Origin of the sequence: Pedobacter xixiisoli (assembly GCF_900215335.1) — a bacterium.
Lineage (GTDB): Bacteria > Bacteroidota > Bacteroidia > Sphingobacteriales > Sphingobacteriaceae > Pedobacter > Pedobacter xixiisoli.
In genome coordinates this window covers 808,151-831,790 of record NZ_OCMT01000002.1, presented here as the reverse complement: position 1 = coordinate 831,790, position 23,640 = coordinate 808,151, and the positions used below count along the sequence as shown (strand labels likewise).

Annotated in this window: 20 protein-coding genes; 10 read left to right on the top strand and 10 right to left on the bottom strand. The window is 38.0% G+C overall.

Annotation, left to right across the window (positions count from 1 at the left end; genetic code table 11):
* Nucleotides 1-415: 415 nt before the first annotated feature.
* The gene (locus CRO54_RS09790) at nucleotides 416-1,444 is read left to right on the top strand and encodes a threonine aldolase family protein (protein ID WP_097131459.1); all 1,029 of its coding nucleotides are present in this window, start codon (nucleotides 416-418) and stop codon (nucleotides 1,442-1,444) included.
* A 215-nt stretch (nucleotides 1,445-1,659) separates the two neighbouring features.
* Here CRO54_RS09790 and CRO54_RS09785 read toward each other — a convergent pair whose 3' ends face one another.
* Nucleotides 1,660-2,100: a DUF2721 domain-containing protein gene (locus CRO54_RS09785; RefSeq protein WP_097131457.1), complete on the bottom strand. Its 441-nt coding sequence runs from the start codon at nucleotides 2,098-2,100 to the stop codon at nucleotides 1,660-1,662.
* Nucleotides 2,101-2,429: 329 nt separating this feature from the next.
* Here CRO54_RS09785 and accC point away from each other — a divergent pair, with 329 nt between their 5' ends.
* From accC to CRO54_RS09770, 3 genes are all read left to right on the top strand, one after another.
* Entirely contained in the window at nucleotides 2,430-3,917 is a 1,488-nt protein-coding gene (gene accC, locus CRO54_RS09780) for an acetyl-CoA carboxylase biotin carboxylase subunit (protein WP_097131455.1), read from the top strand.
* Between the two features lie 173 nt (nucleotides 3,918-4,090).
* On the top strand, nucleotides 4,091-4,678 hold the full coding sequence (locus CRO54_RS09775; RefSeq protein ID WP_097131453.1) for a riboflavin synthase: 588 nt from the start codon (nucleotides 4,091-4,093) through the stop codon (nucleotides 4,676-4,678).
* Between the two features lie 190 nt (nucleotides 4,679-4,868).
* Nucleotides 4,869-5,330 carry a DUF4268 domain-containing protein gene (locus tag CRO54_RS09770; RefSeq protein WP_097131452.1) on the top strand — a complete coding sequence of 154 codons (462 nt, stop codon included), beginning with the start codon at nucleotides 4,869-4,871 and terminating at the stop codon, nucleotides 5,328-5,330.
* Nucleotides 5,331-5,452: 122 nt separating this feature from the next.
* Here CRO54_RS09770 and CRO54_RS09765 read toward each other — a convergent pair whose 3' ends face one another.
* Nucleotides 5,453-6,586 carry a tetratricopeptide repeat protein gene (locus CRO54_RS09765; protein WP_097131450.1) on the bottom strand — a complete coding sequence of 378 codons (1,134 nt, stop codon included), beginning with the start codon at nucleotides 6,584-6,586 and terminating at the stop codon, nucleotides 5,453-5,455.
* Nucleotides 6,587-6,701: 115 nt separating this feature from the next.
* Here CRO54_RS09765 and CRO54_RS09760 point away from each other — a divergent pair, with 115 nt between their 5' ends.
* The gene (locus CRO54_RS09760) at nucleotides 6,702-7,001 is read left to right on the top strand and encodes a hypothetical protein (protein WP_097131447.1); all 300 of its coding nucleotides are present in this window, start codon (nucleotides 6,702-6,704) and stop codon (nucleotides 6,999-7,001) included.
* Nucleotides 7,002-7,117: 116 nt separating this feature from the next.
* Here the strand turns inward: CRO54_RS09760 and CRO54_RS09755 are convergent, their stop codons facing one another.
* A complete protein-coding gene (locus CRO54_RS09755; protein WP_097131445.1) occupies nucleotides 7,118-8,881 on the bottom strand; it encodes a sensor histidine kinase in 1,764 nt (587 codons plus the stop codon).
* Between the two features lie 182 nt (nucleotides 8,882-9,063).
* Here CRO54_RS09755 and dnaE point away from each other — a divergent pair, with 182 nt between their 5' ends.
* From dnaE to CRO54_RS09740, 3 genes are all read left to right on the top strand, one after another.
* On the top strand, nucleotides 9,064-13,494 hold the full coding sequence (gene dnaE, locus CRO54_RS09750; RefSeq protein WP_097131443.1) for a DNA polymerase III subunit alpha: 4,431 nt from the start codon (nucleotides 9,064-9,066) through the stop codon (nucleotides 13,492-13,494).
* Nucleotides 13,495-13,651: 157 nt separating this feature from the next.
* A complete protein-coding gene (gene trxA, locus CRO54_RS09745) occupies nucleotides 13,652-13,969 on the top strand; it encodes a thioredoxin (RefSeq protein ID WP_097131441.1) in 318 nt (105 codons plus the stop codon).
* 409 nt (nucleotides 13,970-14,378) lie between these two features.
* Nucleotides 14,379-15,299, top strand: coding sequence for a DUF58 domain-containing protein (locus CRO54_RS09740; RefSeq protein ID WP_097131439.1), 921 nt, complete (start codon nucleotides 14,379-14,381; stop codon nucleotides 15,297-15,299).
* Between the two features lie 170 nt (nucleotides 15,300-15,469).
* Here the strand turns inward: CRO54_RS09740 and CRO54_RS09735 are convergent, their stop codons facing one another.
* The 7 genes from CRO54_RS09735 to CRO54_RS09705 form a co-directional block, all read right to left on the bottom strand.
* Nucleotides 15,470-15,751 carry a GNAT family N-acetyltransferase gene (locus CRO54_RS09735; RefSeq protein ID WP_097131438.1) on the bottom strand — a complete coding sequence of 94 codons (282 nt, stop codon included), beginning with the start codon at nucleotides 15,749-15,751 and terminating at the stop codon, nucleotides 15,470-15,472.
* Between the two features lie 104 nt (nucleotides 15,752-15,855).
* On the bottom strand, nucleotides 15,856-17,073 hold the full coding sequence (locus CRO54_RS09730) for an aspartate aminotransferase family protein (RefSeq protein WP_476704027.1): 1,218 nt from the start codon (nucleotides 17,071-17,073) through the stop codon (nucleotides 15,856-15,858).
* Nucleotides 17,074-17,157: 84 nt separating this feature from the next.
* The gene (locus CRO54_RS09725; protein WP_097131433.1) at nucleotides 17,158-17,616 is read right to left on the bottom strand and encodes a periplasmic heavy metal sensor; all 459 of its coding nucleotides are present in this window, start codon (nucleotides 17,614-17,616) and stop codon (nucleotides 17,158-17,160) included.
* A 36-nt stretch (nucleotides 17,617-17,652) separates the two neighbouring features.
* Nucleotides 17,653-18,267, bottom strand: coding sequence for a hypothetical protein (locus CRO54_RS09720; protein ID WP_097131430.1), 615 nt, complete (start codon nucleotides 18,265-18,267; stop codon nucleotides 17,653-17,655).
* Nucleotides 18,268-18,306: 39 nt separating this feature from the next.
* A complete protein-coding gene (locus CRO54_RS09715; protein WP_097131428.1) occupies nucleotides 18,307-18,858 on the bottom strand; it encodes an RNA polymerase sigma factor in 552 nt (183 codons plus the stop codon).
* A gap of 98 nt (nucleotides 18,859-18,956) precedes the next feature.
* A complete protein-coding gene (locus CRO54_RS09710; protein WP_097131426.1) occupies nucleotides 18,957-19,913 on the bottom strand; it encodes a transketolase family protein in 957 nt (318 codons plus the stop codon).
* A gap of 150 nt (nucleotides 19,914-20,063) precedes the next feature.
* Nucleotides 20,064-20,909 carry a transketolase gene (locus tag CRO54_RS09705; protein WP_097131424.1) on the bottom strand — a complete coding sequence of 282 codons (846 nt, stop codon included), beginning with the start codon at nucleotides 20,907-20,909 and terminating at the stop codon, nucleotides 20,064-20,066.
* Nucleotides 20,910-21,135: 226 nt separating this feature from the next.
* On the opposite strand from CRO54_RS09705, the gene CRO54_RS09700 reads away from it, so the two are divergent.
* Nucleotides 21,136-22,446, top strand: coding sequence for a collagen-like domain-containing protein (locus CRO54_RS09700; RefSeq protein ID WP_097131422.1), 1,311 nt, complete (start codon nucleotides 21,136-21,138; stop codon nucleotides 22,444-22,446).
* Nucleotides 22,446-23,636: a T9SS type B sorting domain-containing protein gene (locus CRO54_RS09695; RefSeq protein WP_097131420.1), complete on the top strand. Its 1,191-nt coding sequence runs from the start codon at nucleotides 22,446-22,448 to the stop codon at nucleotides 23,634-23,636. The genes CRO54_RS09700 and CRO54_RS09695 overlap by 1 nt, the downstream gene beginning before the upstream one ends.
* Nucleotides 23,637-23,640: the final 4 nt, after the last annotated feature.

Genomic DNA, 23,640 nt, shown 5'->3' with positions numbered 1-23,640 from the left:
TGGTTTGTTAAGTTGTATAATTTGTAAAAAAGTTTAGCAATATATCAGCCTTTATTGGAAATAAAAAATTAATATTAAGTTTTTTATTAGTTAATGTTAAGGCTGTTCAAACGTTTGATTGCGAATAACTGAAGCGGTTTTTTAATAAAGTGTATTTTTTACACTATTAAAGGCCGTTTTTTTATTTTAAAGCGGTAGATAAATCAAAATAAAGCAGTGGAAAAATAATTGAGAATTAAAATGTAATTTTTTCATTAAAAAGATTTTTACCATCTTGAATATGCCATATTTGCTTTCTAAATGATTGACTTAATAGTTCATTAGTTCATCGGTTTGTTTTAGAAAAAATTGGAACTGCCCTTGAAGAATTATTAAACTGAAAGCTATTAACTATCAACCATAAAACCATCAACGAATGGAACAAAAAATTGACTTTAGAAGTGATACCGTAACCAAGCCTACAGCAGGAATGCTAGATGCGATGATGAACGCTAAGGTTGGCGATGATGTGTATGGGGAAGATGAAACTGTACATTCCCTCGAAACAAAGTTGGCAAGCATGTTCCATATGGAGGCGGGTTTGTTCTGTCCTTCGGGAACGATGACTAACCAAATCGCTATTAAGTGCTTTACGCAGCCGCTAGATGAAGTCATTTGTGACCAAACTGCACATGTTTATCGTTATGAGGGTGGTGGTATTGCTTATAATTCGATGGCTTCGGTGAGGTTGCTTTATGGCGAAAGAGGAATTTTAACGCCCGAGTTAATAGAGCCAGAAATTAACGAAGACAACATACACTATCCGAAAACAAGCTTGGTAGTGCTAGAAAATACCGTAAACAAAGGTGGAGGCAAATGCTACAGCTTAGACCAGATAGAAGCCGTACATAATCTTTGTGCAATTAAAGGCTTGAAGCTTCATTTGGATGGCGCTAGGCTTTTTAATGCTTTAGTGGCTACGGGTGATAAAGCGGCTCCTTACGGCCATTTTTTTGATGGAATTTCTATTTGCCTGTCGAAGGGCTTAGGAGCGCCTGTGGGTTCGGTATTATTGGGTTCTACAGCTATGATTAACCAAGCTCGTAGGTTGAGGAAAGTGTTGGGCGGTGGAATGCGACAAGCGGGTTTCTTGGCTGCTGCGGGTATCTATGCATTAGATCATCATGTAGATAGATTGGCTGAAGATCATCAGCATGCTAAAGCTTTAGCACATGCATTAGCGCAAGCAAATTACGTAGAAAGTGTAATGCCAGCCGAAACTAATATTGTCTTGTTTGATGTTGTTAGCAGGTATAAGGCAGAAGAGCTAGTAAGAGCCTTGGATAAAAAAGGAATTTTATGTAACACTACTTCTGCAAAGACTATCCGTTTGGTGACACATTTAGATGTTTCGTCGGCTATGATAGACCAGACTATTGAGGTAATTGGGAAGTTAGAGATTTAGTGTTTCGCTCTTTGCCGCGAAGGCATCTTCTTTTCCATTGATGAAAAGAAGCAAAAATCTAGGCTGCCTATTTTTCTATTAAAGTTCTTGCTGAGGCGAACTTCTGCTGTCCGAAAAATAGGAGGCCGAATTTAGGTTATTAATGGTCTTTGCTTAGGCTGGAGTTGATTCTCATGCCGGTAAAGCGTTGGCAACTTTTTGCTTTTAACTTAAATCTAGTGCTCAAACTTCTTCTTAATTTTTGAAACAATAGAATCATCCTCAATTCCTTCTATAGAACTTAATTCAAGTTCCAGCGCTTTGGTACTTAACTGTATTTCTAGCAGGGAAATCAATAAAGAAACCATAAAGAAAAATAAGCTTAAGCCGAAGAATATTTCCGCAGTAACTTCTTTACCTAAATAGATGAAAAGCATGCAGAACAAACAACAAGCAAAGCTCAGCACGCCAAAAGCCTGCATATTTTTAATCAACCTTAGTCGATAGCGCAAATTCTGGATTTGTTTATGTAATCCTGTGTTTTTATCGGTTTGTTCGTATTTAGATTTTAAACTTCTCACTAAACTAGCTAAAGCCAAAAAACGATTGGTGTATGCCAACATAATTAAGCTAATGGCGGGAAAGAAAAGGGCAGGTACGTTTAAACTTAGTTGCATTTTTTTAGGGGTCAGGTATTAGTAGTCAGGTACTAGGTATCAGTGTTCAGTGTTCAGTGTTCAGTCCGAAAGTCCGAAAGTCCGAAAGTCCGAAAGTCCGAAAGTCCGAAAGTCCGAAAGTCCGAAAGTCCGAAAAAATTAGGTAGTAAGTTAAGAAAAATCGAAAACAATAAAACAATTTATCAATAAAGCAATTTTCCTTAATCCTTAATCCTTAATCCTTAATCCTTAATCCTTAATCCTTAATCCTTAATCTTTAATCCTTAATCCAAAAATTTGTCATTTCGCAATAAAATCTACATCTTGTAAACGGTAACCAAGTATCAGATATGAATAAAATATTGATTGCAAATCGTGGTGAGATTGCCTTACGTATTATGCGTTCGGCAAAAGAAATGGGTATTAAAACGGTAGCTGTGTTTTCCGAAGCAGATAGAAATGCGCTACATGTTCGTTATGCCGACGAAGCAGTTTTTATCGGACCTGCACCATCCAATCAATCATATTTGGTTGGCAGCAAAATTATCGAAGCTTGTCAACTAACAGGGGCGGAAGCCATTCATCCAGGGTATGGTTTCTTGTCCGAAAATCCCGCTTTTGCGCAAGAAGTAAAAAATTCAGGTTTGATTTTGATAGGGCCAACTCCCGAAGCGATGGAGATTATGGGGAATAAACTTTCGGCAAAGGCAGCAGCGTTGAAATACAATATACCAATGGTGCCAGGAACGGAAGAAGCCATTACCAATGTAGAAGAAGCTAAAAGTAGAGCGGTAGAAGTAGGTTTTCCAATCCTCATTAAAGCAGCGGCCGGCGGCGGTGGCAAGGGAATGCGTATCGTAGAAAAAGTAGAAGATTTCGAAGAACAGATGCAGTTGGCAGTAAGTGAAGCCACTTCGGCATTTGGCGACGGTTCTGTGTTTATCGAACGTTATGTCACCTCTCCTCGTCACATCGAAATACAGGTTTTGGGCGACACTCACGGCAATATCGTTCACCTTTTCGAAAGAGAATGCTCAGTTCAGCGTCGACACCAGAAAGTGGTAGAAGAAGCGCCATCATCGGTACTTACTCCAGAAATTCGCGAGAAAATGGGTAAGTGTGCAGTAGATGTTGCTCGCTCAGTGGGCTATGTAGGTGCTGGTACGGTCGAGTTTATTCTAGATGAAAATCTCGATTTCTTCTTCCTCGAAATGAATACCCGCTTACAGGTAGAACATCCCGTTACGGAGATGATTACTGGTTTAGATTTAGTAAAAGAACAAATCAAAATAGCTCGTGGCGAGGCGTTAAGCTACAAACAGGAAGATTTGAAAATTAGCGGTCATGCCATGGAATTACGTGTGTATGCCGAAGACCCTTTGAATAATTTCCTGCCAGATATAGGTACCTTGCAAACCTATCAAACTCCAAAAGGTTATGGTGTACGTGTAGATGATGGTTTTGAGCAAGGCATGGAAATCCCTATTTATTACGACCCGATGATTGCCAAACTCATCACCTACGGTAAAGACCGTACTGAGGCGATTGAAAGGATGATTAGAGCTATAGAAGAATATGACATTACGGGCATACAAACTACCTTGAACTTTGGTAAATTTGTAATGCAGCATCCAGCCTTTGTTTCTGGCAATTTCGATACGCATTTTGTAGGTAAATATTTCAATACCGAAAGCCTAAAAAATGAGGATGAACAGGAAGCCATGATTGCGGCAATCGCAGCTGTTTTGTTATTGCAAGAGCAAAAAACAACTGCACAACAATCAGCTTCAGTGGCAACGCAAAAAAGCAACTGGGTGCAGAATAGACGAGATTATTAAGGCAAAAATTAAAATTCAAAATTAAAAACTGTACGCATGCTGCATTTTTAACTTTTTACTTTTTTTTAAAAACTTATATGGGTTTAGGTAATAAGTTTTAGGTAATACGTTTTAAGTTTTAAGGCGTTTGCAAACAACTTTTTACTTTTGCCTTTTTACTTTTAACTTATCCAATGTTTACAGGAATAATTGAAACTTTAGGCACTGTCCAAAATATACAAAAAGAAGGCGATAACATTCATTTTACCATCGCATCAACTATCAGCAACGAGCTAAAAATAGACCAAAGCGTAGCGCACAATGGCGTTTGCTTAACGGTAGTTAAACTCGATGAACACACACACACGGTAACCGCTATCGACGAAACTTTGCAAAAAACCAATTTAGGACATTTAGTAGTTGGAGCAAAGGTGAATTTAGAACGTTGCATGCAAATGAATGCCCGTTTAGATGGACATATTGTACAAGGTCATGTTGACCAAACGGCCACCTGCGTTTTGGTAAATGAGCTAGACGGCAGTTGGGAATACAGATTTAAATACGATGCTTCCAAAGGTAATGTAACCGTAGAAAAAGGTTCTGCTTGTGTTAACGGGATCAGTTTAACTGTGGTAAATTCTGCAGATGATGGGTTTTCGGTTTTCATCATTCCCTACACTCATGAGCATACCAATTTGCAGGATGTAAAAGTTGGAGATACCGTTAATCTGGAATTCGATATCATTGGTAAATACGTAGCTAGGCTAATGGGAAGGAATTAATTTTGGAAAAGAACGGAACTGTTTTTTTGGCAACTGCAGCCCCGCTTTTCACTTTAGTCCCGATAAAATCGGGAGCTTCCCGCTCCAATCGGGTTTAATTAACCGAGCACAGTGCTGCTATTAACTATTTCCCAGTCATTGCTTTCTAAAGAATTAATCATTAAACATTAACAATTCTTCATTAAAACAGATGTTTAGCAAAGAAGAAGCCGCAAGGTTACGACAACAATTTTGGATTAGCTTTGGCCAGTATATGAAGCCAATTCTTGGTGCCGAAGGTTTGCCTGTAAATTGGGTAAACTACAAAACTGGCGTTAAAAATATTTTCTTCCGAATGGACGCAGAAAAAAAGCAGGCTAATATTGCTATCGAAATTGCACATCCAGATGAAGGTATTCGTGAGTTGTTTTTCGAGCAATTCCAAGAATTTAAGTTAATGCTGGAAAATACGCTTAATGAGCAATGGGATTGGATTCCCTCTGTTACCAATAGCTATGATAAACAAGTAGCCAGAATAGAAATGGTGCTGCCAAATGTCAGTGTCTATAATCAGCAGCAATGGCCAGATATCATCACATTTCTAAAACCACGAATCATCGCTTTAGATGAATTTTGGACTGATGTAAAACCAGTTTTTGAAGATTTGAAGTAGCTTTTAGGTGGTTGCTAGTCGGGATTTGCAATCCCGATTTCATTAACTATGGATTTGTAATCCATTCTTGGATAATTAAACAACTATTCAATATTATCACACTAGTTAAAAGCTCATTATAGTTACTTCTTCAATTCGGCCAATTTAACCTTTACATAATCTATCTGCGGTTGGTCATCGGCTTCTAAATCCTTACTTTTTAAGAACAAACTGTAATAATTTATTGCAGCTTTAGGTTGCTTCAATTTCAAATCATACAATAACCCTAAGCGATAATAGATGTTCTTGTTAGTATTGTAGCTCAATCCTTTTTTATAGGCACTAGCAGCTAAATTCAATTGTTGTTTTTCATCATAAATGCCACCTAATAAATTATAATAGGCAGATATATTTGGGGAAATGCTCTCGTCAATAGTAAGCATGGCGTACTTTACGGCCTTTTCATAATTCTTCATTTCTCTAAAACACAGCGAGATATAATAAAAAACACTTTCGCTTTGCATCGACATCCGTTCTAACATTTGAAAGAGGCCAAGCGCTTTCTTATAGTTTTTTAGGAAGAAATATGCTTTCCCAACATCCAAAACAACGTTTCCATCTGCACCACTTTTCAAAAGTTTTTCTCCTGTAATAATTACCTCATTATATTTTTTCAGTTGATTAGCCATTGGGAGCAGCGCCTGCTGTAAAATCATGTTACTGGTATCAGCCGCAATGGCAATTTTGAGTACATCATAGGCTGGTTGGTACCGCTTTTGGTCACGGTAAACAAGAGCTAGGTCAAAGGCTACATCAGCCTCTGTAGAATTAAGTTTGTTTGCTTTTTGAAGATGTTTTAATTTCAATTCAACGCTATCAGTATAGTCTGCCAAGCGCTTGTAAGCATTAAAATTTGTACTGTCTAAAATGATGATCTGCTGCAGGTAATCACCTGCAACCCTTTTATTTCCTCTTCTAGAGTTAATATTCGCCAAGCTAAAAAGTATTGGAATTTGTTTTGGTTGTAATTCATTAATTTTTTGGTAGCCCTTTTCTGCATCTACTAATTTGCCTGCCATCATATTACAGTAAGCAATTTGTGTTAAGGCCTTGATATCGCTCGTTTCGGCTGGATAAATTGTACTCAAATAGTTTGCTGCTTCAGCATAACGTTGGGTTTGGTAGAACTCCAAAAGCTTTTCTTTGTCTAAATTATCTTGAGCAAAACAAAGTTTGTTGGTGATTAAAAAAAGCAAAAAGATCAATAGAGTTTTCATATAACTAAATTATTAGTTATATGTTTTGAATCCAAATATTTTATCAATAAAATCAAACAAACTTCGATAACGTTGGTTGTAAGAGTAAGTTTATCAATTAATAAAAACATATTTTATGGAAACTTTAAAGAAATTCGAACTAATGGAGAAGATAGTGAGAGAGCTCGAAGATTTGCAGCATTCACAACAAGCTATCATACAAAAAATAGGAAAAATTGAAGTAGATAATATCGAACTTGGTGATAAAAAACTAGAGCAAGATTTACCTGATATGCACCAAAGGGTAGCAGATAATTTGGATTCTATTGTTGTAATTTTGGATTATTTCGCTAACAAAACCGAAAAATTCGGTAATAAAAATAATGTAGATGATTTAAAGGAACAACAAGCCATTAACGACGTTATCGGCAAATAATCATCTTTATAAGAAATAGAAAGCTATTTTGCTATGCAGAGGAGCGGGAATTCGAGACGGTTTAAACTGTGGAAGTATTCTTTGTTTTGCTCAGTATAACAAGATAGCTTTTTTGTTTAAGCATGAGTGGGAACAGTAACGCAGAAAGTAGTACCTATCCCTAACTCACTGCTTACACTAATATCACCGCCATTCCGGCTCATAAAATCTTTACAAATCATTAATCCCAAGCCAGTTCCTTTCTCATTTTTGGTACCTCTAGACGATATGTTTTCCTCTTTGAATAACTTTTCGATGGTAGCTTTTGAAATGCCGATACCACTATCTTTAATGCAAACCTTAATCATCCCGTCTTTTTGGTAAGCTGCGGTAATCAGAATTTCACAGCCTTCGTTACAAAATTTGATGGCATTGTTTAGCAGGTTCCTAATTACAATTTGGAACATCAACAAATCAGCGTAAGCAATTTCGTTTGGAAAAACATCATGCAATATCTTCACCTTTTTAAGCGAAGCAGAGGGCAGGTGATAATTGATTTCGTTCATGATAATGTTTCGTACATTGAAAAATTCCTTCTTAACTCCAAAACCTTGCAGCTGACTTCTAGACCAGTGTAATATGTTTTCCAGCAAATCTGTGGTATACACAATATCCTTGCTAAGTATCGGAGATAGCGCTTTAAATTCTTCGTCGCTTATTTGGTTGTACGAAACCATTTTTAACACTTCTGATAGGTTAACCAACGGTCCTCTTAAATCGTGGGCAATAATCGAGAAAATGCGGTCTTTCAGCTGATTTACTTTTTCAAGTTCTAAAGCTTGCTCTTTCGCAATAAGGGCATCCTTTTTGGCTGATGTTAGATCTTGCAGTTTAATTATGGTAAAGGCATCATTTATCCTATTTTCGTGAAGGACTAAAATCTCTGCCTCGAAATAAACAGTCTCCTCTTTAACAGTGGTCTGCAGTTCCATTTTACAGTTCGTTCCAGCTTCTATTTTTTTAATTAATTCTGGATGCTTAGGAAAAATGGTTTCAATACTTAGGCCTACAACTTTTTCTTTTTCTGGAATACTTATGAACTGAAGTAAAGCCGAATTATAATCGATAATACGATGCCTGTCATCCAATACTAAAAAACCGTCACTCATTAGCTCCATTGCTTTTTCACGGGCAATAGGTATGATGTCGAATAGCCTAAATCGGTAAATACCTAAGAAAACAAGAAAGGTGGTGAAGATAAAAGCAAAAGGAGTGACATCTATAAATCCTAAAGGTCTAATGCCTAATAAATAGCTCATATTGGCTATCCACGGAATAATTGCCCCTATGATGATGCTGTAATTCTGTTTTTTGTAGATACGGTCTGAGGTTCTGAATTTATTGAGGATTAAATAACAACCACATGCCAAAAGCAAATAGAAATATCCTGTAAAGATGTGATACCAAGTGCCAGGGTAAATCTTTGCCATAGGAAAAGCACCTTCATAAAACATCTGAACATCTTTATAATGTAAGTGATGTAAGGGATTTGTCCATACCATTACCAACGTAGTAATTGGCGCAATGAGAATTAGCGTAAGGTTAAGCGGTTTTTTGTACCAACAATCTTTATTGCAAAAACTAAGACAAAACAAAAACCAGTTTAGCGGTAACGTGGCAATGCCGATGTATTCTATATTGATGAAAATCAGGGCTTGGTCAAGCGTTTTACTGGAAAGTTCTAAGCCATAGGCGATAGACCAAATGGCGTTAGAGCCCATCATTAAACCGAACCAACGTACCACGGCGGTGCCTCTTCTGTAAATGTAGATTGCCATGATAGCTGTCAGCATTCCGAAGAATAGGAGCACTAATGCGTAGCCATTAAGGGTGAAATCCATTTTTACAATTAGGTTTAGAGCATTTTGAAGTAAAAGTAAGCAATTTTCTCTTTATGTAAGAGAATTGAAATGTTAATGGAAGTACCTTAAAACCTTAAATATTAGCGACTACGCATGTTGATAATTTGGTGACCAAATCCGCTTAATTTTTCGTTAATTTTGGTATCCCTATTTTCTCCTTTATGTACTTAATTTTCGATACAGAAACCACAGGTTTGCCACGTAATTTCAATGCTCCAATTACCGATACGGATAACTGGCCGCGTTGTATTCAAATTGCTTGGCAACTGCATGACGAGCTAGGTAATTTGGTAGAACATCAGGATTATTTGGTAAAACCTGAAGGATTTAATATTCCCTATGATGCGGAACGTATTCATGGTATTTCTACGGAATTAGCCGAAGAGCAAGGGATTGCTTTGGCAGATGTGTTGGTGAAGTTTAACGAAGCGTTGGGGAAAGCTAAGTTTGTGGTTGGACAGAACATCAAGTTCGATATTAACATTATGGGCTGTGAGCTTCATCGTTTCGGTGTAGAAAGTCCATTAGCTGATATGCCGGTATTGGATACCTGTACAGAAATCACAGCTGATTTGTTGAAAATACCAGGTGGTAGAGGAGGTAAGTTTAAACTGCCTACACTAACCGAATTGCACCAGTATTTATTTGGTGTGCCATTTGGCGAAGCACATAACGCAACCGCCGATGTGGAAGCCACTACACGTTGTTTTTTGGAGCTGATTAAGAAGCAAGTTTTCACGAAAGAAGAACTTCAAGTTGATACCGATTACTTCTTGCGCTTTAAGGAAGCCAATCCGTTTGCAATTGAATCTGTTGGCATACAGCATATCAACTTAAAAGCTGCTTCTGATGAAATTAGAAAGAGAAAAAGCGCTGATACTGGTGGCGTTTCTAAACAGACCCTAGCACAAAACAAAGCGGCGTTGGCAGATGCTGCCTTTGTGCATTTGCATAACCATACACAGTTTTCTGTATTGCAAAGTACCATTAGCATACCAGCACTGGTAAAAGCTGCGGTAGAAAGAGGTATGCCGGCAGTGGCGTTAACCGACCATGCCAACATGATGGGTGCTTTCCACTTTGTGAACAATGTGCTTAACCACAACAAAGGCGCTGAGGCAAAAAACAAAGAGGCGCTAGAAAAAGGAGAAACACCTACAGCGCAGATTCTAAAACCTATTATTGGTGTAGAATTTTTCGTATGTGATAATCATACCGATAAAACGAGAAAAGATGATGGTTATCAGGTGGTGTTCTTGGCGAAGAACAAGCAGGGTTATCATAACTTGGCAAAAATGTCTTCTATCGCTTATACTAAAGGATTTTATTATGTACCAAGGATAGATAGGGCGGTTGTTGAGCAATACAAAGAAAACCTGATTGTTTTAACGGGTAATATGTATGGCGAGGTTCCAAGCAAGATTTTAAATATTGGCGAAAAACAAGCCGAAGAAGCTTTGCTTTGGTGGAAAGAACAATTTGGTGACGATTTTTATATAGAACTGATGCGCCACGGTCAAGAAAATGAAGACCGTGTGAATGAGGTGCTCGTTAAAATGGCAACCCAACATCAGGTTAAAATGGTGGCTACCAATAACACCTATTACGTAAATAAAAAGGATGCACATGCCCACGATATTTTGTTGTGTGTAAAAGATGCCGAGAAACTAGCTACGCCAATTGGCCGTGGTAGAGGTTTTAGGTATGGTATGCCTAACCACGAATATTATTTCAAGTCGGCAGACGAGATGAAAGCCTTGTTTACCGATGTGCCAGACGCAATTATCAATATTCAGGAAATTATCGATAAAATCGAAATCTATAAATTGGCGAGAGAAGTGCTCTTACCTAAATTCGATATTCCGGAAGAGTTTGTGGTTGCAGAAGATGTAGAAGATGGTGGTAAACGAGGAGAGAATAAATTTCTTCGTCACCTAACCTATGTTGGGGCGCAGAAACGTTACGGAGAACTTACGGATGATATTACCGAGCGTTTAGATTTTGAGCTACAAACCATTGAAAAAACGGGGTATCCAGGTTACTTCTTAATTGTGCAAGATTTTATTGCCGAAGCTAGAAATAGAGATGTTTCCGTTGGTCCAGGTCGTGGTTCGGCAGCAGGTTCGGCAGTAGCTTATTGTTTGGGAATTACCAATATCGACCCAATTAAATACGACCTCCTTTTTGAGCGTTTCCTTAATCCAGACCGTGTTTCCATGCCCGATATCGATATCGATTTTGATGACGAGGGACGTGGTCGTGTAATGGATTACGTAATCAACAAATACGGTTCTAGTCAGGTGGCTCAAATTATCACCTACGGTACCATGGCAGCCAAATCTTCTATTAGAGATACGGCTAGGGTACTAGATTTGCCTCTTTTCGAAGCAGATAAAGTTGCCAAGTTAGTGCCTAACATGAAGCTGGCAAAAATCTTCAACTTGGAAGAAAAAGCTTTGAAAGAAGCTTTGCGGCCCGACGAGTTTGAGAACGTAAACTTACTTAAGGGGCTAGCTGCAGGTAAGGATTTGGCAGCCGAAACTTTACAACAGGCTATCGTTTTAGAAGGTTCGGTGCGTAATACAGGTATCCACGCCTGTGGAGTAATCATTACGCCAGACGATATCACCAATTTCGTACCTGTATCCATCGCTAAAGACAGTAATTTGTACGTAACCCAGTTCGATAACTCGGTAGTAGAAAGTGCAGGTCTATTAAAAATGGACTTCTTGGGGTTAAAAACATTAACCCTAATTAAGGATACGGTAAAACTGGTTAAAAAACGTCACGGTATCGAACTTAATCCTGATAATTTCCCAATAGATGACGTAGCTACTTACGAGCTTTTCCAACGAGGTGAAACTGTCGGTATTTTCCAGTATGAGAGTCCTGGAATGCAGAAATACATGAAGGAGTTGAAGCCTACCGTATTTGGGGATTTAATTGCGATGAATGCACTTTACCGTCCAGGTCCTATGGAGTATATTCCGAGTTTCGTTCGTCGTAAACACGGAACGGAGCCCATTACCTACGATTTAGATGCTTGTGAGGAATATTTGAAGGAAACTTACGGTATTACCGTTTATCAAGAACAGGTGATGCTTTTGTCGCAGAAATTGGCAGGTTTTACCAAAGGCGAGGCCGACGTTCTGCGTAAAGCAATGGGTAAAAAGCAGAAAGATGTACTAGATAAAATGAAGCCTAAATTTGTAAAACAGGCTTCTGAAAAAGGACATGCTGCGGCAACTTTAGAGAAAATCTGGAAAGACTGGGAAGCATTTGCATCCTACGCTTTCAACAAATCCCACTCTACTTGTTACGCTTGGATTGCTTATCAAACTGCTTATTTGAAAGCACATTATCCGGCAGAGTATATGGCTGCGGTACTTTCCAATAACATGAGTGACATCAAACAAGTGGCATTCTTTATGGAAGAATGTCGACAAATGGGCGTACCGGTATTAGGTCCAGATGTGAACGAATCTGAAATGAAATTCTCTGTAAATCCTAAAGGCGAGGTTCGCTTTGGTTTATCTGCGGTGAAGGGAGTGGGAGAAAAAGCGGTAGAAAGTATCATCGAGGAAAGGATAGAAAATGGTAATTATCCTTCTGTATTTGAGTTTGCTAAACGCTCCAACACTCGTATCGTTAACAAGAAAGCTTACGAGAGTTTTGTATATGGTGGCGCTTTCGATGCCTTTGGTTACCACAGAGCGCAGTATTTCTTCATCGGCGCCAACGATAAATTGAATGGTATAGAAAAGTTAATTAAGTATGCCAACGATTTTCAGAATAACCAAAACTCATCGCAATCTTCGCTTTTTGGAGGCTCTAAGGCAGATTTGATTTTGGAACCAACGTTTCCGGTAGCTCCAGAATGGGGGTTGATTGACAGGCTGAAATACGAAAAAGATGCGATAGGAATTTTCCTTTCGGGACATCCGTTAGATGATTATCGTTTTGAATTGGATAGGTATTGCCCTTATAAAGTGAAACACATCACCACCATCAATAAAATACGAACTGGCGATACCAATGAGGAAGTTTTAGCAGAGTTTGAGACCCTGAAAAATAGAGAATTGGTAGTTGGAGGTTTGGTAGCAATGGCTTCGCAACGTATTACAAAAACAGGTAAACCTTTCGGCATTTTCTCATTTGAAGATTATGATGATAGCTGTGAAATTGCCTTGTTTGGTGATGATTTCTTGAAATTTAAGCAGTTTTTAACTGAAGGATATTTCTTGCAGATACGTGGTAAATTAGGATTGCGTTTTGGTAAGGAGGGAGATTGGGAGTTTAAGATTACGAGCATAGATTTGCTTTCTGGTCTGCGTGATAAATTGACCAAGTCGCTTACTTTACTATTCCCGATAGAAGCTGTTACCAACGATTTTATGCAGCAAATCCAAGAGATTTTGGACGAAAACAAAGAAAATGCAGAAGCGCAAAACTGTAAGCTCAATTTTGAGGTTTATGATATGGAAAAAGGGTTAAAACTGGAGTTGCCTTCTAAAAATCAACGTATTAATCCTAACAACCAGTTTTTGAATAAAATAAGGGAAATAAATTTTGTAGATTACAGGTTGAATTAGGGATTAGGTATTAATGGTTAGGTATCAGTAATTATTTAAAATACCCAATGAACCAGTAAGCTAGTGAACCAATGAACAAAAGAATGTCAAATTGACACAAGACTTTTGATGGCACTACAATTGATAATATATTTGTATACATAAATAAAATTTAGATATGGCTTTAGAAATAACAGATGCTAACTTCGAGGAATTAGTATTAAAATCAGATAAACCTGTTTTGGTAGATTTTTGGGCAGAGTGGTGCGGTCCTTGCCGTATGGTTGGTCCAGTAGTAGAAGAAATTGCCAAAGAATATGATGGTAAAGCTTTAGTTGGCAAGGTAAACGTTGACAACAACCCGCAAATTTCTATGCAGTTTGGTATCCGCAATATCCCAGCTTTGTTATACTTCAAAAACGGTGAAGTAGTAGATAAACAAATTGGTGCAGTGCCTAAATCAGTATTAGCTGGTAAATTAGACGGTCAATTATAAGAGTAGGTTTTTACTTATCTCAAATAAAATATATCCGATGTACTTAATTATTGTATGTCGGATTTTTTTTAAAGCAATTTCTGTAGTTCTTGGTTTAATTTAGCCCCGCTTTCATTTCAATCTTTTTGTGTGTGCAACTGGGAAAGACTTCGTAAGTTTTTAAAACTTACGAAGTCTGAATATTATTGCAGCAAAAAGGATTTTCACTCAATCGGGTTTGGTTTACTACCGCTTATGCTTAAACCCGATAACAGCGGATACCGGCCTTGTGGTGAAGGCCTGAAGGCGTATGAGCGAATAGCGGGGTTAATGTAGATGGTAGTAGGTCTTAACTTTTCAAAATATCATCTTTAACCAACATTTATTCGTTTCTATAAGCTAATCGAAATCTTTTCGTTACTTTTAAAATATGCAAGTATCGCAAAAGCCCGACGAAATTAGATTTGAAAGTAGCTTAGAACTGTTAGCCAAACAAGTGGTAGAAGGTTTCATTACCGGTTTGCATAAAAGTCCGTTTCATGGATTTTCTGTAGAATTTGCCGAGCACAGGCTTTACAATACTGGCGATAGCGTTAAAAGTATAGATTGGAAGTTGTTTGCCAAAACGGATAAGCTTTTCAGCAAGCGTTATGAAGAAGAAACAAATTTGAGATGTCAGTTTGTGATTGATGTTTCCTCTTCGATGTATTTTCCTAACGATAATTACAACAAACTTACATTTTCTGTACAAAGTACTGCAGCATTAATTTATCTGCTCAAGCGTCAGCGAGATGCGTTTGGTTTAAGTTTGTTTACCGACCAACTCAAACTAAATACACCTGCAAAATCTACAAGCGTGCATCAGAAATTCTTGTTCGCCAAGTTAGAAGAAATGCTGGTTGCTTCTCAATTAAATGTTCAAACAGACTTGTCTTCTGCCTTGCATCAAATTGCAGATTTAATTCATAAACGCTCTTTGGTGGTTGTATTTAGCGATATGCTACAAACTGCAAATAGTAATGATAGGTTAGATCAAATATTCTCCGCTTTGCAGCATCTCAAGTTTAATAAACACGAGGTCATTGTTTTCAACGTCACAGACAAAACAAAAGAACTAGATTTCAATTTTGAAAACAGGCCTTACGAATTTGTGGATATGGAAACGGGAACGGTGTTGAAAGCCCACACATCAAAGGTGAAAGATGCTTATCTACAGCAGATGAATGAGTATAGAAAAAACCTTGCATTAAAATGCGCACAGTATAAGATCGATATGGTTGATGCCGATATCAATGCCGGTTTCAACCACATATTGGAGGCTTATCTGATTAAAAGGCAGAAAATGAGTTAAAGTCTCTCTGGCATTTATTTTTCGTCATTCCCGCGTTGGCAGGAACCACGAAGTGCTCAGCGAAGCTAATCTTAAAGCAATATGTATATTGATCGTTTTTAAAGCATTACGATTCCGACTTAATTTCGGAATGCCAAAGGTATTAAAGCAACTTAGAAGAATTATAGCGACTAAAATAATACGTCTGCTAGCTCAGCATTCTTATCAAATACAGACTTCGCAAAAGGACATAAAGGCATAATTTTCAAGTTGTTTGCTCTTGCATATTCCACGGCTTTCATCACCAATTGTAAACCAACACCTTTGCCCTTAAAAACTGGGTTAACCTCGGTATGATCTATGATGAATTTAGTGCTGCCAGCCCAATTATAGGTCATTAAACCTGCTTCTTTACCATCTTCCATGGCTTTGAAAAAGCCTCTTCTTTCGTCGTTTTCTTGAATAATTTCCATATGGGGTCTTTTATCTTCATTAAACTTCACTTCTTAATGTTTTCAAAATAATTAAACATTAAGGAATTAAGAAGTATTAAGTGAATTGTGTTTAGATAGAGTGATTAATCAGCGGTTTTAATTATTTTATCAATATTCTTTGTGATGATAGCACAAGCCTTTTTAATTTCTTCTTCTGTAATAGTCAACGGTGGAGCAATACGCATGGCATCGCTGCAATGCAAAAACCAATCGCTGATGATACCATCTTCAATACAGGCGTCGATAATGGCTTTATTAGTTTCAAAACTATCGAAACCTACGGCAAGCATTAATCCTTTTCCTCTAATTTCGGTTATTGCTGGATGTTGTAATAGCTGTTTGAAAAGTTCTCCTTTTGCTTCTACGTCAGCAACAATGTTTTCATCTAATAGCGTATTTAAGGTTGCTAAACCAGCAGCGCAACAAACTGGATGCCCTCCAAAAGTAGTCATGTGCCCTAAAATTGGGTTATAAGAAAGTACAGACATGATTTCTAAAGAGCTGATAAAAGCACCAATTGGCATTCCACCACCAATTCCTTTTGCCAATAATAGAATGTCAGGAACTACATCGTAATGTTCAAAAGCAAACATTTTTCCTGTCCTACCAAAACCAGATTGGATCTCGTCGAACACCAACAAAGTACCAGTTTCTGTACATTTTGCTCTCAAAGCTTCCATGTAATTTTGGTCAGCTACTCTGATGCCAGCTTCGCCTTGTACAGGTTCGATAAAAACTGCCGCAGTTTCAGTAGTGATTTTGTTTAAATCGGCGATGTCGTTATGGTTGATGAAATTAACGTGAGGTAAAAATGGTCCATAGCCAGCAGAATAGAAATCACTTTCCATTAAACTTTCTGCACCCTGCGTACTGCCGTGATAAGCATTTCTACAAGCGATAAAGCCTTTTCTGCCCGTGTACCGTTTGGCTAGCTTCATAGCTCCCTCTACAGCTTCTGCTCCAGAGTTCACAAAATAGGTGCTGTTAAGGTTGCTTGGTAAAACCGAAGCTAAAGCTGTGGCAAAATTCACCTGCGGACTTTGAACAAACTCGCCATAAACCATTAAGTGCATATAGGTTTCGGCTTGTTTTTGTACAGCAGCAACTACATTTGGATGGCAGTGACCTACGTTGCTTACACCAATTCCGGCAATTAAATCAATGTATTCTTTGCCTTCAACATCATAAATGTGAACTCCTTTAGCTTTCACAAATTCGAGTAGTAGGGGAGTGGTAGACGTTTGAGCGTTATGTTTTAAAAAGAGTTGTCGTTGGGTAAGCATAGCGCAAAAATAGCTCATTTGAGCTTTAGTTTTTTGAAAATGATGTCAAATAAAAAAGTCCCGATTTAATTTCGGGACTTTTCTCAAATTATCATTGTGTGTCTAATTTGCTGGAGGTGTCGTCGGCATTGCGGCTCTATATTGCTGTAAAATTTCTTTTTTGAAAGCTTCTTGCGCTCTGTAGAATTTTCCTACTGTTTTTATGGGCAAATTAGATTTGAATTTGTTGTAGTATTTACGTTCGATGTTCAAATCACGTTGTCTAAAATTGAAATCGTTTAAGATTAAAGTTTGGATTTCTTCATCATCCAAATCTTCAATTTCTTTTAACTTTCTAAAGCTGATCATTTTTTGAAAGCGTTCTTTTCTTAGGGTAGATTGCTCTCTCACATAATCATTATAAATCGGCCAGAAAATCTTTGCGTCTTCGGCAGACAAATCTAATTTTGTTGTTAACCAAGCAACTTTTTTGGCTTCCATTTTTTCGCCACCACCACGTGGGCCCTGCGCTATCGCTAAGCAAGGAACAAATATCAATAGTGCAAAAACAAGGTGTTTCATTTGTGTTATTTTTAATTGTGATGAACTAGCATCATTTTATAAGTTATTAGATAAATCGCTTGTAGAAAAATTATCTAAGATGTAGTTTTCCATTTCTGTGTCGGTAAAACTGGCAGTTTTAACATTTTGAGCTTCTTGCATGTATTCCATAATCACACTTTCATCAATATCATAAAGCATTTGCTCTTTCGCCAATTCTGTTTTACGCAATTGTTTGCTTTGATAGTGTTCATTGGCAAACCAACCGGTAGTAGATGCGATGACTAGGCAAGCAGCTACTGCATATTTAAATAATGGCTGGTTCCAAAGTCTAACTATCTTTTTCTTTTCGGTAGTTTGGGCCGCAATGTTTTGTTGTAGCTTTTCAAAATAACCATTTGGCACAGCAAAACCTTCTTGATTACCATCTTTGAATTGTTCTAAAGCAATTCTCGAAGTAATTTGGTTTTCTAGTGTTTCAAAATAATTTTCAGGAATATGGAAGCCTCCTTGCTCGTTCCGTTCTAAGGAACTAATAAATACAGACTGATTAATCCTCTCGTTGAGTTCCTCGAAATAATTAGAAGGAACTGTAAAAGGGTTGGATTTTTTCAGCTTTGCTAGTTGTGGCGCTTCGTTTTCCCATTCCATATTTTCGGCCATTTTACTCATTTGTATTTATTGATGTTTTTTTATGCAAAAGGTTTAATATCAATCTTCATTTAATAGAATTGTTTCTATTTTTTTGACAGCAATATGAAAGGAAGCTTTCAAAGCACCCACTGAGGTGCCTAAAACTTCAGAGATTTCTTCGTACTTCATATCGTCAAAATATTTCATGTTGAAGATAATACGCTGCTTCTCTGGCAGTGTTAAAACAGCTTCTTGTAGCTTACGCTGAATTTTGTCACCATCAAAGTAAGAGGATGAAGAAAGAGTTTCCGCTAATTCAGAATTCACTTCATCTAAAGAAATATTGTTGCGGTTTTTCTTTTTATTGAGGAAAGTGATGGATTCATTGGTTGCAATTCTGTAAATCCAAGTATAGAGCTGCGAATCGCTGCGGAAGTTGTGCAAATTTTTCCAAACCTTAACAAAGGTTTCTTGTACTAAATCATCAGCATCATCGTGATCAATTACTAACCTACGGATGTGCCAATAAATTTTCTGTTGATATTTTTGTAAAAGCAAGTTGAAGGCTTCATTCTGTGTTTTTTCAACACTAAATTTGGAAAGTATTTCGCTGTCTTCAACTTGCTTCATTTATTAATGCTATATTGTTTGTAAACCACAAAGACTCAAAGAACACAAAGTTTGTAATTTAATTCTTGGTGTGCTTGGTGCCTTTGTGGTAAATATCCTCAACCTTTTCTAGCTATCACTTTCTGTGCAGCAGCTACAATATCAGATGGGTCTAATTTGTATTTCGTCATTAATTGATCTGGAGTTGCACTTTCGCCAAAACTATCATCAACAGCAACGAACTCTTGTGGAGCTAAATAAGTAGTTGTTAAGAAACGAGAAACACTCTCTCCTAAGCCACCAAACTTGTTATGCTCTTCGCAAGTTACAATACATCCAGTTTTTTGTACCGACTTTAAGATAGCTTCTTCGTCCAAAGGTTTAATCGTGTGAATATTTATAATTTCTGCATCGATACCTAATTTCTCTAACTCTTCACCGGCTTGGATAGCTCTCCAAACCATGTGACCAGTTGCAACGATGGTTACATCTTTACCTTCGTTCACCATCCATGCTTTACCAATCTCAAATTTTTGGTCTTCTGGTGTAAATACAGGAATTACGGGACGACCGAAACGTAAGTAAACAGGACCTTCGTAATCCATAATGGCCAAAGTTGCTGCTTTAGTTTGGTTGTAGTCGCAAGGGTTAATCACTACCATTCCTGGTAACATTTTCATTAAGCCTATATCTTCTAAAATTTGGTGAGTTGCACCATCTTCGCCTAAAGTTAAACCGGCGTGTGAAGCACAAATTTTAACGTTTTTGCCAGAATAAGCAATAGACTGACGAATTTGATCATAAACTCTTCCAGTTGAGAAATTTGCGAAAGTTCCTGTGAAAGGGATTTTACCGCCAATAGTTAAGCCGGCAGCAATCCCCATCATGTTTGCTTCTGCAATTCCAATTTGAAAGAAACGCTCAGGAAAATCCTTAATGAAAGCATCCATCTTTAAAGAACCAACTAAGTCAGCACAAAGTGCAACTACGTTTTCGTTTCTTTTACCTGCTTCATGCAAGCCAGCTCCAAAACCAGAGCGAGTATCTTTTTTATCTGTGTAAGTGTATTTTTTCATTTTTTGTTGAGATATGAGATGTGAGATGTGAGATGTGAGATTGGGATTATCCCAATTTATGTCTCTTATTACTCAGATCTATCTATTGTTTAATTTGATACGAGATTGAATGTGAATTCTCAAGTCTCATATCTAATGTCTCCAATCTAATTAATAGTCCCCAGCTGTTTCTTTAATTTGACCTAATGCGCTTTCTAATTGTGCGTCATTTGGAGCAGAACCATGCCATTTGTGAGTTCCTACCATGAAATCTACACCGTAACCCATCTGAGTGCTCATTAGGTTTAAGATAGGTTTGCCTTTGCCAGTTAAAGATTTTGCGTAATGTAATGCTTTTACGATTCCATCCATATCGTTGCCATCTGAGTTAATTACATGCCAGCCAAAAGCTTCAAATTTAGCTTGTAGGTTTTCTAATGATAGTACTTTTTCTGTTGGTCCATCAATTTGTTGACCGTTATAATCGATTGTAGCAATAACGTTGTCAACTTTGTTGTGAGGGGCAAACATAAAAGCTTCCCAGTTTTGGCCTTCCTGTAATTCGCCGTCACCTAATAAAGCGTATACCAAAGAGTGGTCGCCATTTATTTTTTTAGCTAAGGCAGCACCGATAGCTACCGAAAGTCCTTGTCCCAATGAACCTGATGCAATACGTATTCCTGGCAAATGCTCGTGAGTGGTTGGGTGCCCTTGTAATCTAGAATCTAATTTTCTGAAAGTACTCAGCTCGCTAACTTCGAAATAACCTGCTCTAGCTAATACACTATACCAAACTGGAGAGATGTGTCCGTTGGATAAAAAGAACAGGTCTTCGTTTTTACCATCCATGTCAAATTCTGGATTATGGTTCATTACCTCGAAATATAATGCAGTAAAGAAATCTGCACAACCTAACGAAGCTCCTGGATGTCCAGATTGTACCGCATGTACCATTCTAAGGATATCTCTTCTTACTTGCGAAGCGATATCTTCTAGTTCACTGATTGTATGTTTCATTAAAAAAATATAATTATATGTAATGTAACAAAGTTAATCTAAATATCGGTTTGTGAGCTATCTATGTCAGCTTTTTATCACTTCTGGCTATAATCGCAACTTCTAGTTTTCCACATTTATTGTGTTTTGTATAAAATAAATGTTGATAAGTTTGATTTATTGAAAAATATACTCTTATTTTGAGTAAGTAATTACCCAAAAATTACCAAGACAAACGCTTGTATTTATGAGAATCTTTACTTTTTTAACACTCTTGATTTTTGCTTCCCAAGCTTATGCGCAAAATGGCGCTATTGGTATAGGTACAGAAAATCCTAACTCGAAATCAATTCTAGAGATTTATTCTACAGAAAAGGGATTGTTGATACCACGTTTGACAGATGCACAAAGAGATGTCTTGCAAACTTCGGGGACTACAAATGAAAGCATTAACGGTTTATTGGTTTACAATACCACCACGAACAAATTCAACGTTTGGAACGTGAATAAGTGGGAAGAACTTTCTACAGGTGCCGGTATTGTTGGGCCAGCAGGTCCGGCAGGTGCGCAGTGGTACAATGGAACGCTTAGTCCGCCGAGCAGTGGAAATGAACCTGCAGGGGTTAGGGAAGGAGATCTTTACCTAAATAATAATACCGGAGGTGTTTATAAAAAACAATCTAATGGTACGTGGCTTTCAATAGCTAATCTAACAACTGGCATCGTCGGTCCCGTAGGCCCTCAGGGTGTTGCTGGTTCCCAAGGTGTTAAAGGTGACCAAGGAGATGTTGGTGCTGCTGGTCCGCAAGGGGCAGTAGGCTTGCCCGGTCCCACTGGTTCAACAGGTCCAGTAGGTCCGCAGGGAGCGTTGGGTCCTCAAGGTGCTGATGGGCCTGCTGGTCCTCAGGGTATCAAAGGGGATCAAGGGGATGTAGGTCCGCAGGGTCCGATCGGATTGACCGGCCCCGCTGGTCCGATAGGTCCAACGGGAATTCAAGGTCCAGCTGGTGAAAAAGGAGATGTAGGCGCAACTGGCCCTCAAGGATTACGAGGTTTACAAGGTGAAGCAGGTGAGCAAGGTCCTGCAGGGCAGCAAGGCCCGTCGGGAAGTACTGCGGGTTGGCTAAGAACAGGAAATGGTAATGGAAGGCAGGGAGGAACAACTGTGCCAGGTGTTAATAACGACTTTCTGGGTACTACTGATGAGGTAGAGCTTGTTATTGCCGCAAACAGAACAGAAGCGATAAGAATTGGTACTGATGGAAGAGTGAAGATTGGCGTAGCTGGTTCTTATGTGGCTTCCATTTCAAAAGTTTCATTAGTTGCAGATTTGCCTTCTATCGCACCTAAAGCATCTTTAAAAAGAGAGTTTGCTTTAGCAGGTGTTACCACAACTGCAAGTGTAGCTGTTTCATCGAATATCGAATTGCCTGATGGCTTAATTATAGCATACGCAAGAGTAATTTCTGCAGGAACAGTTGAGGTGAAATTTATTAACGTAGGTGATAATCCAATAGACCTGCCATCTACTACTTTTCATATCAGCGCTGTAAATTAATGAGAACTAGGCAAGCATATCTCGTTTTTGTTGCCGTATTATTAATTTTCGGCAATACTGAAATATTTGCTCAGATTTCTAATTCTGGAGTAAAGCTTTTTCTAGATAGAAATGCGGTGTTGTATGTTCAGGGTAACTACAAACATGACGCTGGTGAGGTTTTAAATAATGGAACTATTACGGTTTTAGGTGATTGGAAATCGAATGACAAAGTTTTTCAAGACGCTTCTGTTGGTACCGTGGTCATGAACTCGGTGGCCAGTAACCTTTCTGGTACGGCAACCTTCCCAAATTTGGTTTTTAAAGGAAACGGCACTTATCAATTAAATGGTAAATTTGATGCAAGATTATCGCTTGATATAGACGATTCGATTATTCTGCTGTTTTTACCAGAGGGTCTTAGGTTGTTAAACTCTAATCCGCTTTCTTTGACAAGAAAAGAAGGGTATATCAGCTCTTTAAGTATTGATGCCTCTTTTGTTAGGTTTATGGATAACGATGAAGATTATCTCTATCCAATGGGAGTCAGTGATTTGAGAAGATTTGTAGTGCTGAAGCCAAAAGATGCGAATACCAACCAAATGGCGGTTTCTTTTATTGCTAAAGACCCTAATTCCGAAGGTTTCAGTAGATTGAGTAAAACGAAATCTGTAGGTGAAATAAATGATGCTTACTATCATAAAATAAAACGCATGGGTGGCACTAGCCCCTTTGATGTTACCTTTTTAATGCCCAGCTCAGAAAAATTTACAGGCTTGGCTGCTTGGGTCAGAAACATACACTGGGATAGAATGATTTCTACGAATACGGTGAAAAGTGGTTCGGGAGCTGCATATATGGCACAAGCAATGCTTCATAAAAACGCAAATCTGCCTTTAGGTAGCGAAGTTCCATTTGCATTAGCACAAATTACAAATGCCAGTCCCTTGGAATTTTATAATGCTTTTTCTCCCGATGGTGATGGAAGAAACGATACTTGGGAGATTAAAAATATCGATGCTTTTCCTGATAACGACCTGAAGATTTTTGATAGGTCTGGAAATTTAGTGTATAGGATGAATAGCTACAACTCTACTAAATATTGGGATGGTAAAAACGTTTCTTCAGGAACGTACATTTATATTCTACGTGTGAAAATAGATGGTAAAGACGAGCATTTCAAAGGTTCAATTACAATGGTTAAAAATTAAAGAG

Bases quoted from the DNA above. Each gene is read 5' to 3' on its own strand.
- CRO54_RS09790 (WP_097131459.1), top strand. From the start codon at position 416: ATGGAACAAAAAATTGACTTTAGAAGTGATACCGTAACCAAGCCTACA.
- CRO54_RS09785 (WP_097131457.1), bottom strand. From the start codon at position 2,100: ATGCAACTAAGTTTAAACGTACCTGCCCTTTTCTTTCCCGCCATTAGC.
- accC (WP_097131455.1), top strand. From the start codon at position 2,430: ATGAATAAAATATTGATTGCAAATCGTGGTGAGATTGCCTTACGTATT.
- CRO54_RS09775 (WP_097131453.1), top strand. From the start codon at position 4,091: ATGTTTACAGGAATAATTGAAACTTTAGGCACTGTCCAAAATATACAA.
- CRO54_RS09770 (WP_097131452.1), top strand. From the start codon at position 4,869: ATGTTTAGCAAAGAAGAAGCCGCAAGGTTACGACAACAATTTTGGATT.
- CRO54_RS09765 (WP_097131450.1), bottom strand. From the start codon at position 6,586: ATGAAAACTCTATTGATCTTTTTGCTTTTTTTAATCACCAACAAACTT.
- CRO54_RS09760 (WP_097131447.1), top strand. From the start codon at position 6,702: ATGGAAACTTTAAAGAAATTCGAACTAATGGAGAAGATAGTGAGAGAG.
- CRO54_RS09755 (WP_097131445.1), bottom strand. From the start codon at position 8,881: ATGGATTTCACCCTTAATGGCTACGCATTAGTGCTCCTATTCTTCGGA.
- dnaE (WP_097131443.1), top strand. From the start codon at position 9,064: ATGTACTTAATTTTCGATACAGAAACCACAGGTTTGCCACGTAATTTC.
- trxA (WP_097131441.1), top strand. From the start codon at position 13,652: ATGGCTTTAGAAATAACAGATGCTAACTTCGAGGAATTAGTATTAAAA.
- CRO54_RS09740 (WP_097131439.1), top strand. From the start codon at position 14,379: ATGCAAGTATCGCAAAAGCCCGACGAAATTAGATTTGAAAGTAGCTTA.
- CRO54_RS09735 (WP_097131438.1), bottom strand. From the start codon at position 15,751: ATGGAAATTATTCAAGAAAACGACGAAAGAAGAGGCTTTTTCAAAGCC.
- CRO54_RS09730 (WP_476704027.1), bottom strand. From the start codon at position 17,073: ATGAGCTATTTTTGCGCTATGCTTACCCAACGACAACTCTTTTTAAAA.
- CRO54_RS09725 (WP_097131433.1), bottom strand. From the start codon at position 17,616: ATGAAACACCTTGTTTTTGCACTATTGATATTTGTTCCTTGCTTAGCG.
- CRO54_RS09720 (WP_097131430.1), bottom strand. From the start codon at position 18,267: ATGAGTAAAATGGCCGAAAATATGGAATGGGAAAACGAAGCGCCACAA.
- CRO54_RS09715 (WP_097131428.1), bottom strand. From the start codon at position 18,858: ATGAAGCAAGTTGAAGACAGCGAAATACTTTCCAAATTTAGTGTTGAA.
- CRO54_RS09710 (WP_097131426.1), bottom strand. From the start codon at position 19,913: ATGAAAAAATACACTTACACAGATAAAAAAGATACTCGCTCTGGTTTT.
- CRO54_RS09705 (WP_097131424.1), bottom strand. From the start codon at position 20,909: ATGAAACATACAATCAGTGAACTAGAAGATATCGCTTCGCAAGTAAGA.
- CRO54_RS09700 (WP_097131422.1), top strand. From the start codon at position 21,136: ATGAGAATCTTTACTTTTTTAACACTCTTGATTTTTGCTTCCCAAGCT.
- CRO54_RS09695 (WP_097131420.1), top strand. From the start codon at position 22,446: ATGAGAACTAGGCAAGCATATCTCGTTTTTGTTGCCGTATTATTAATT.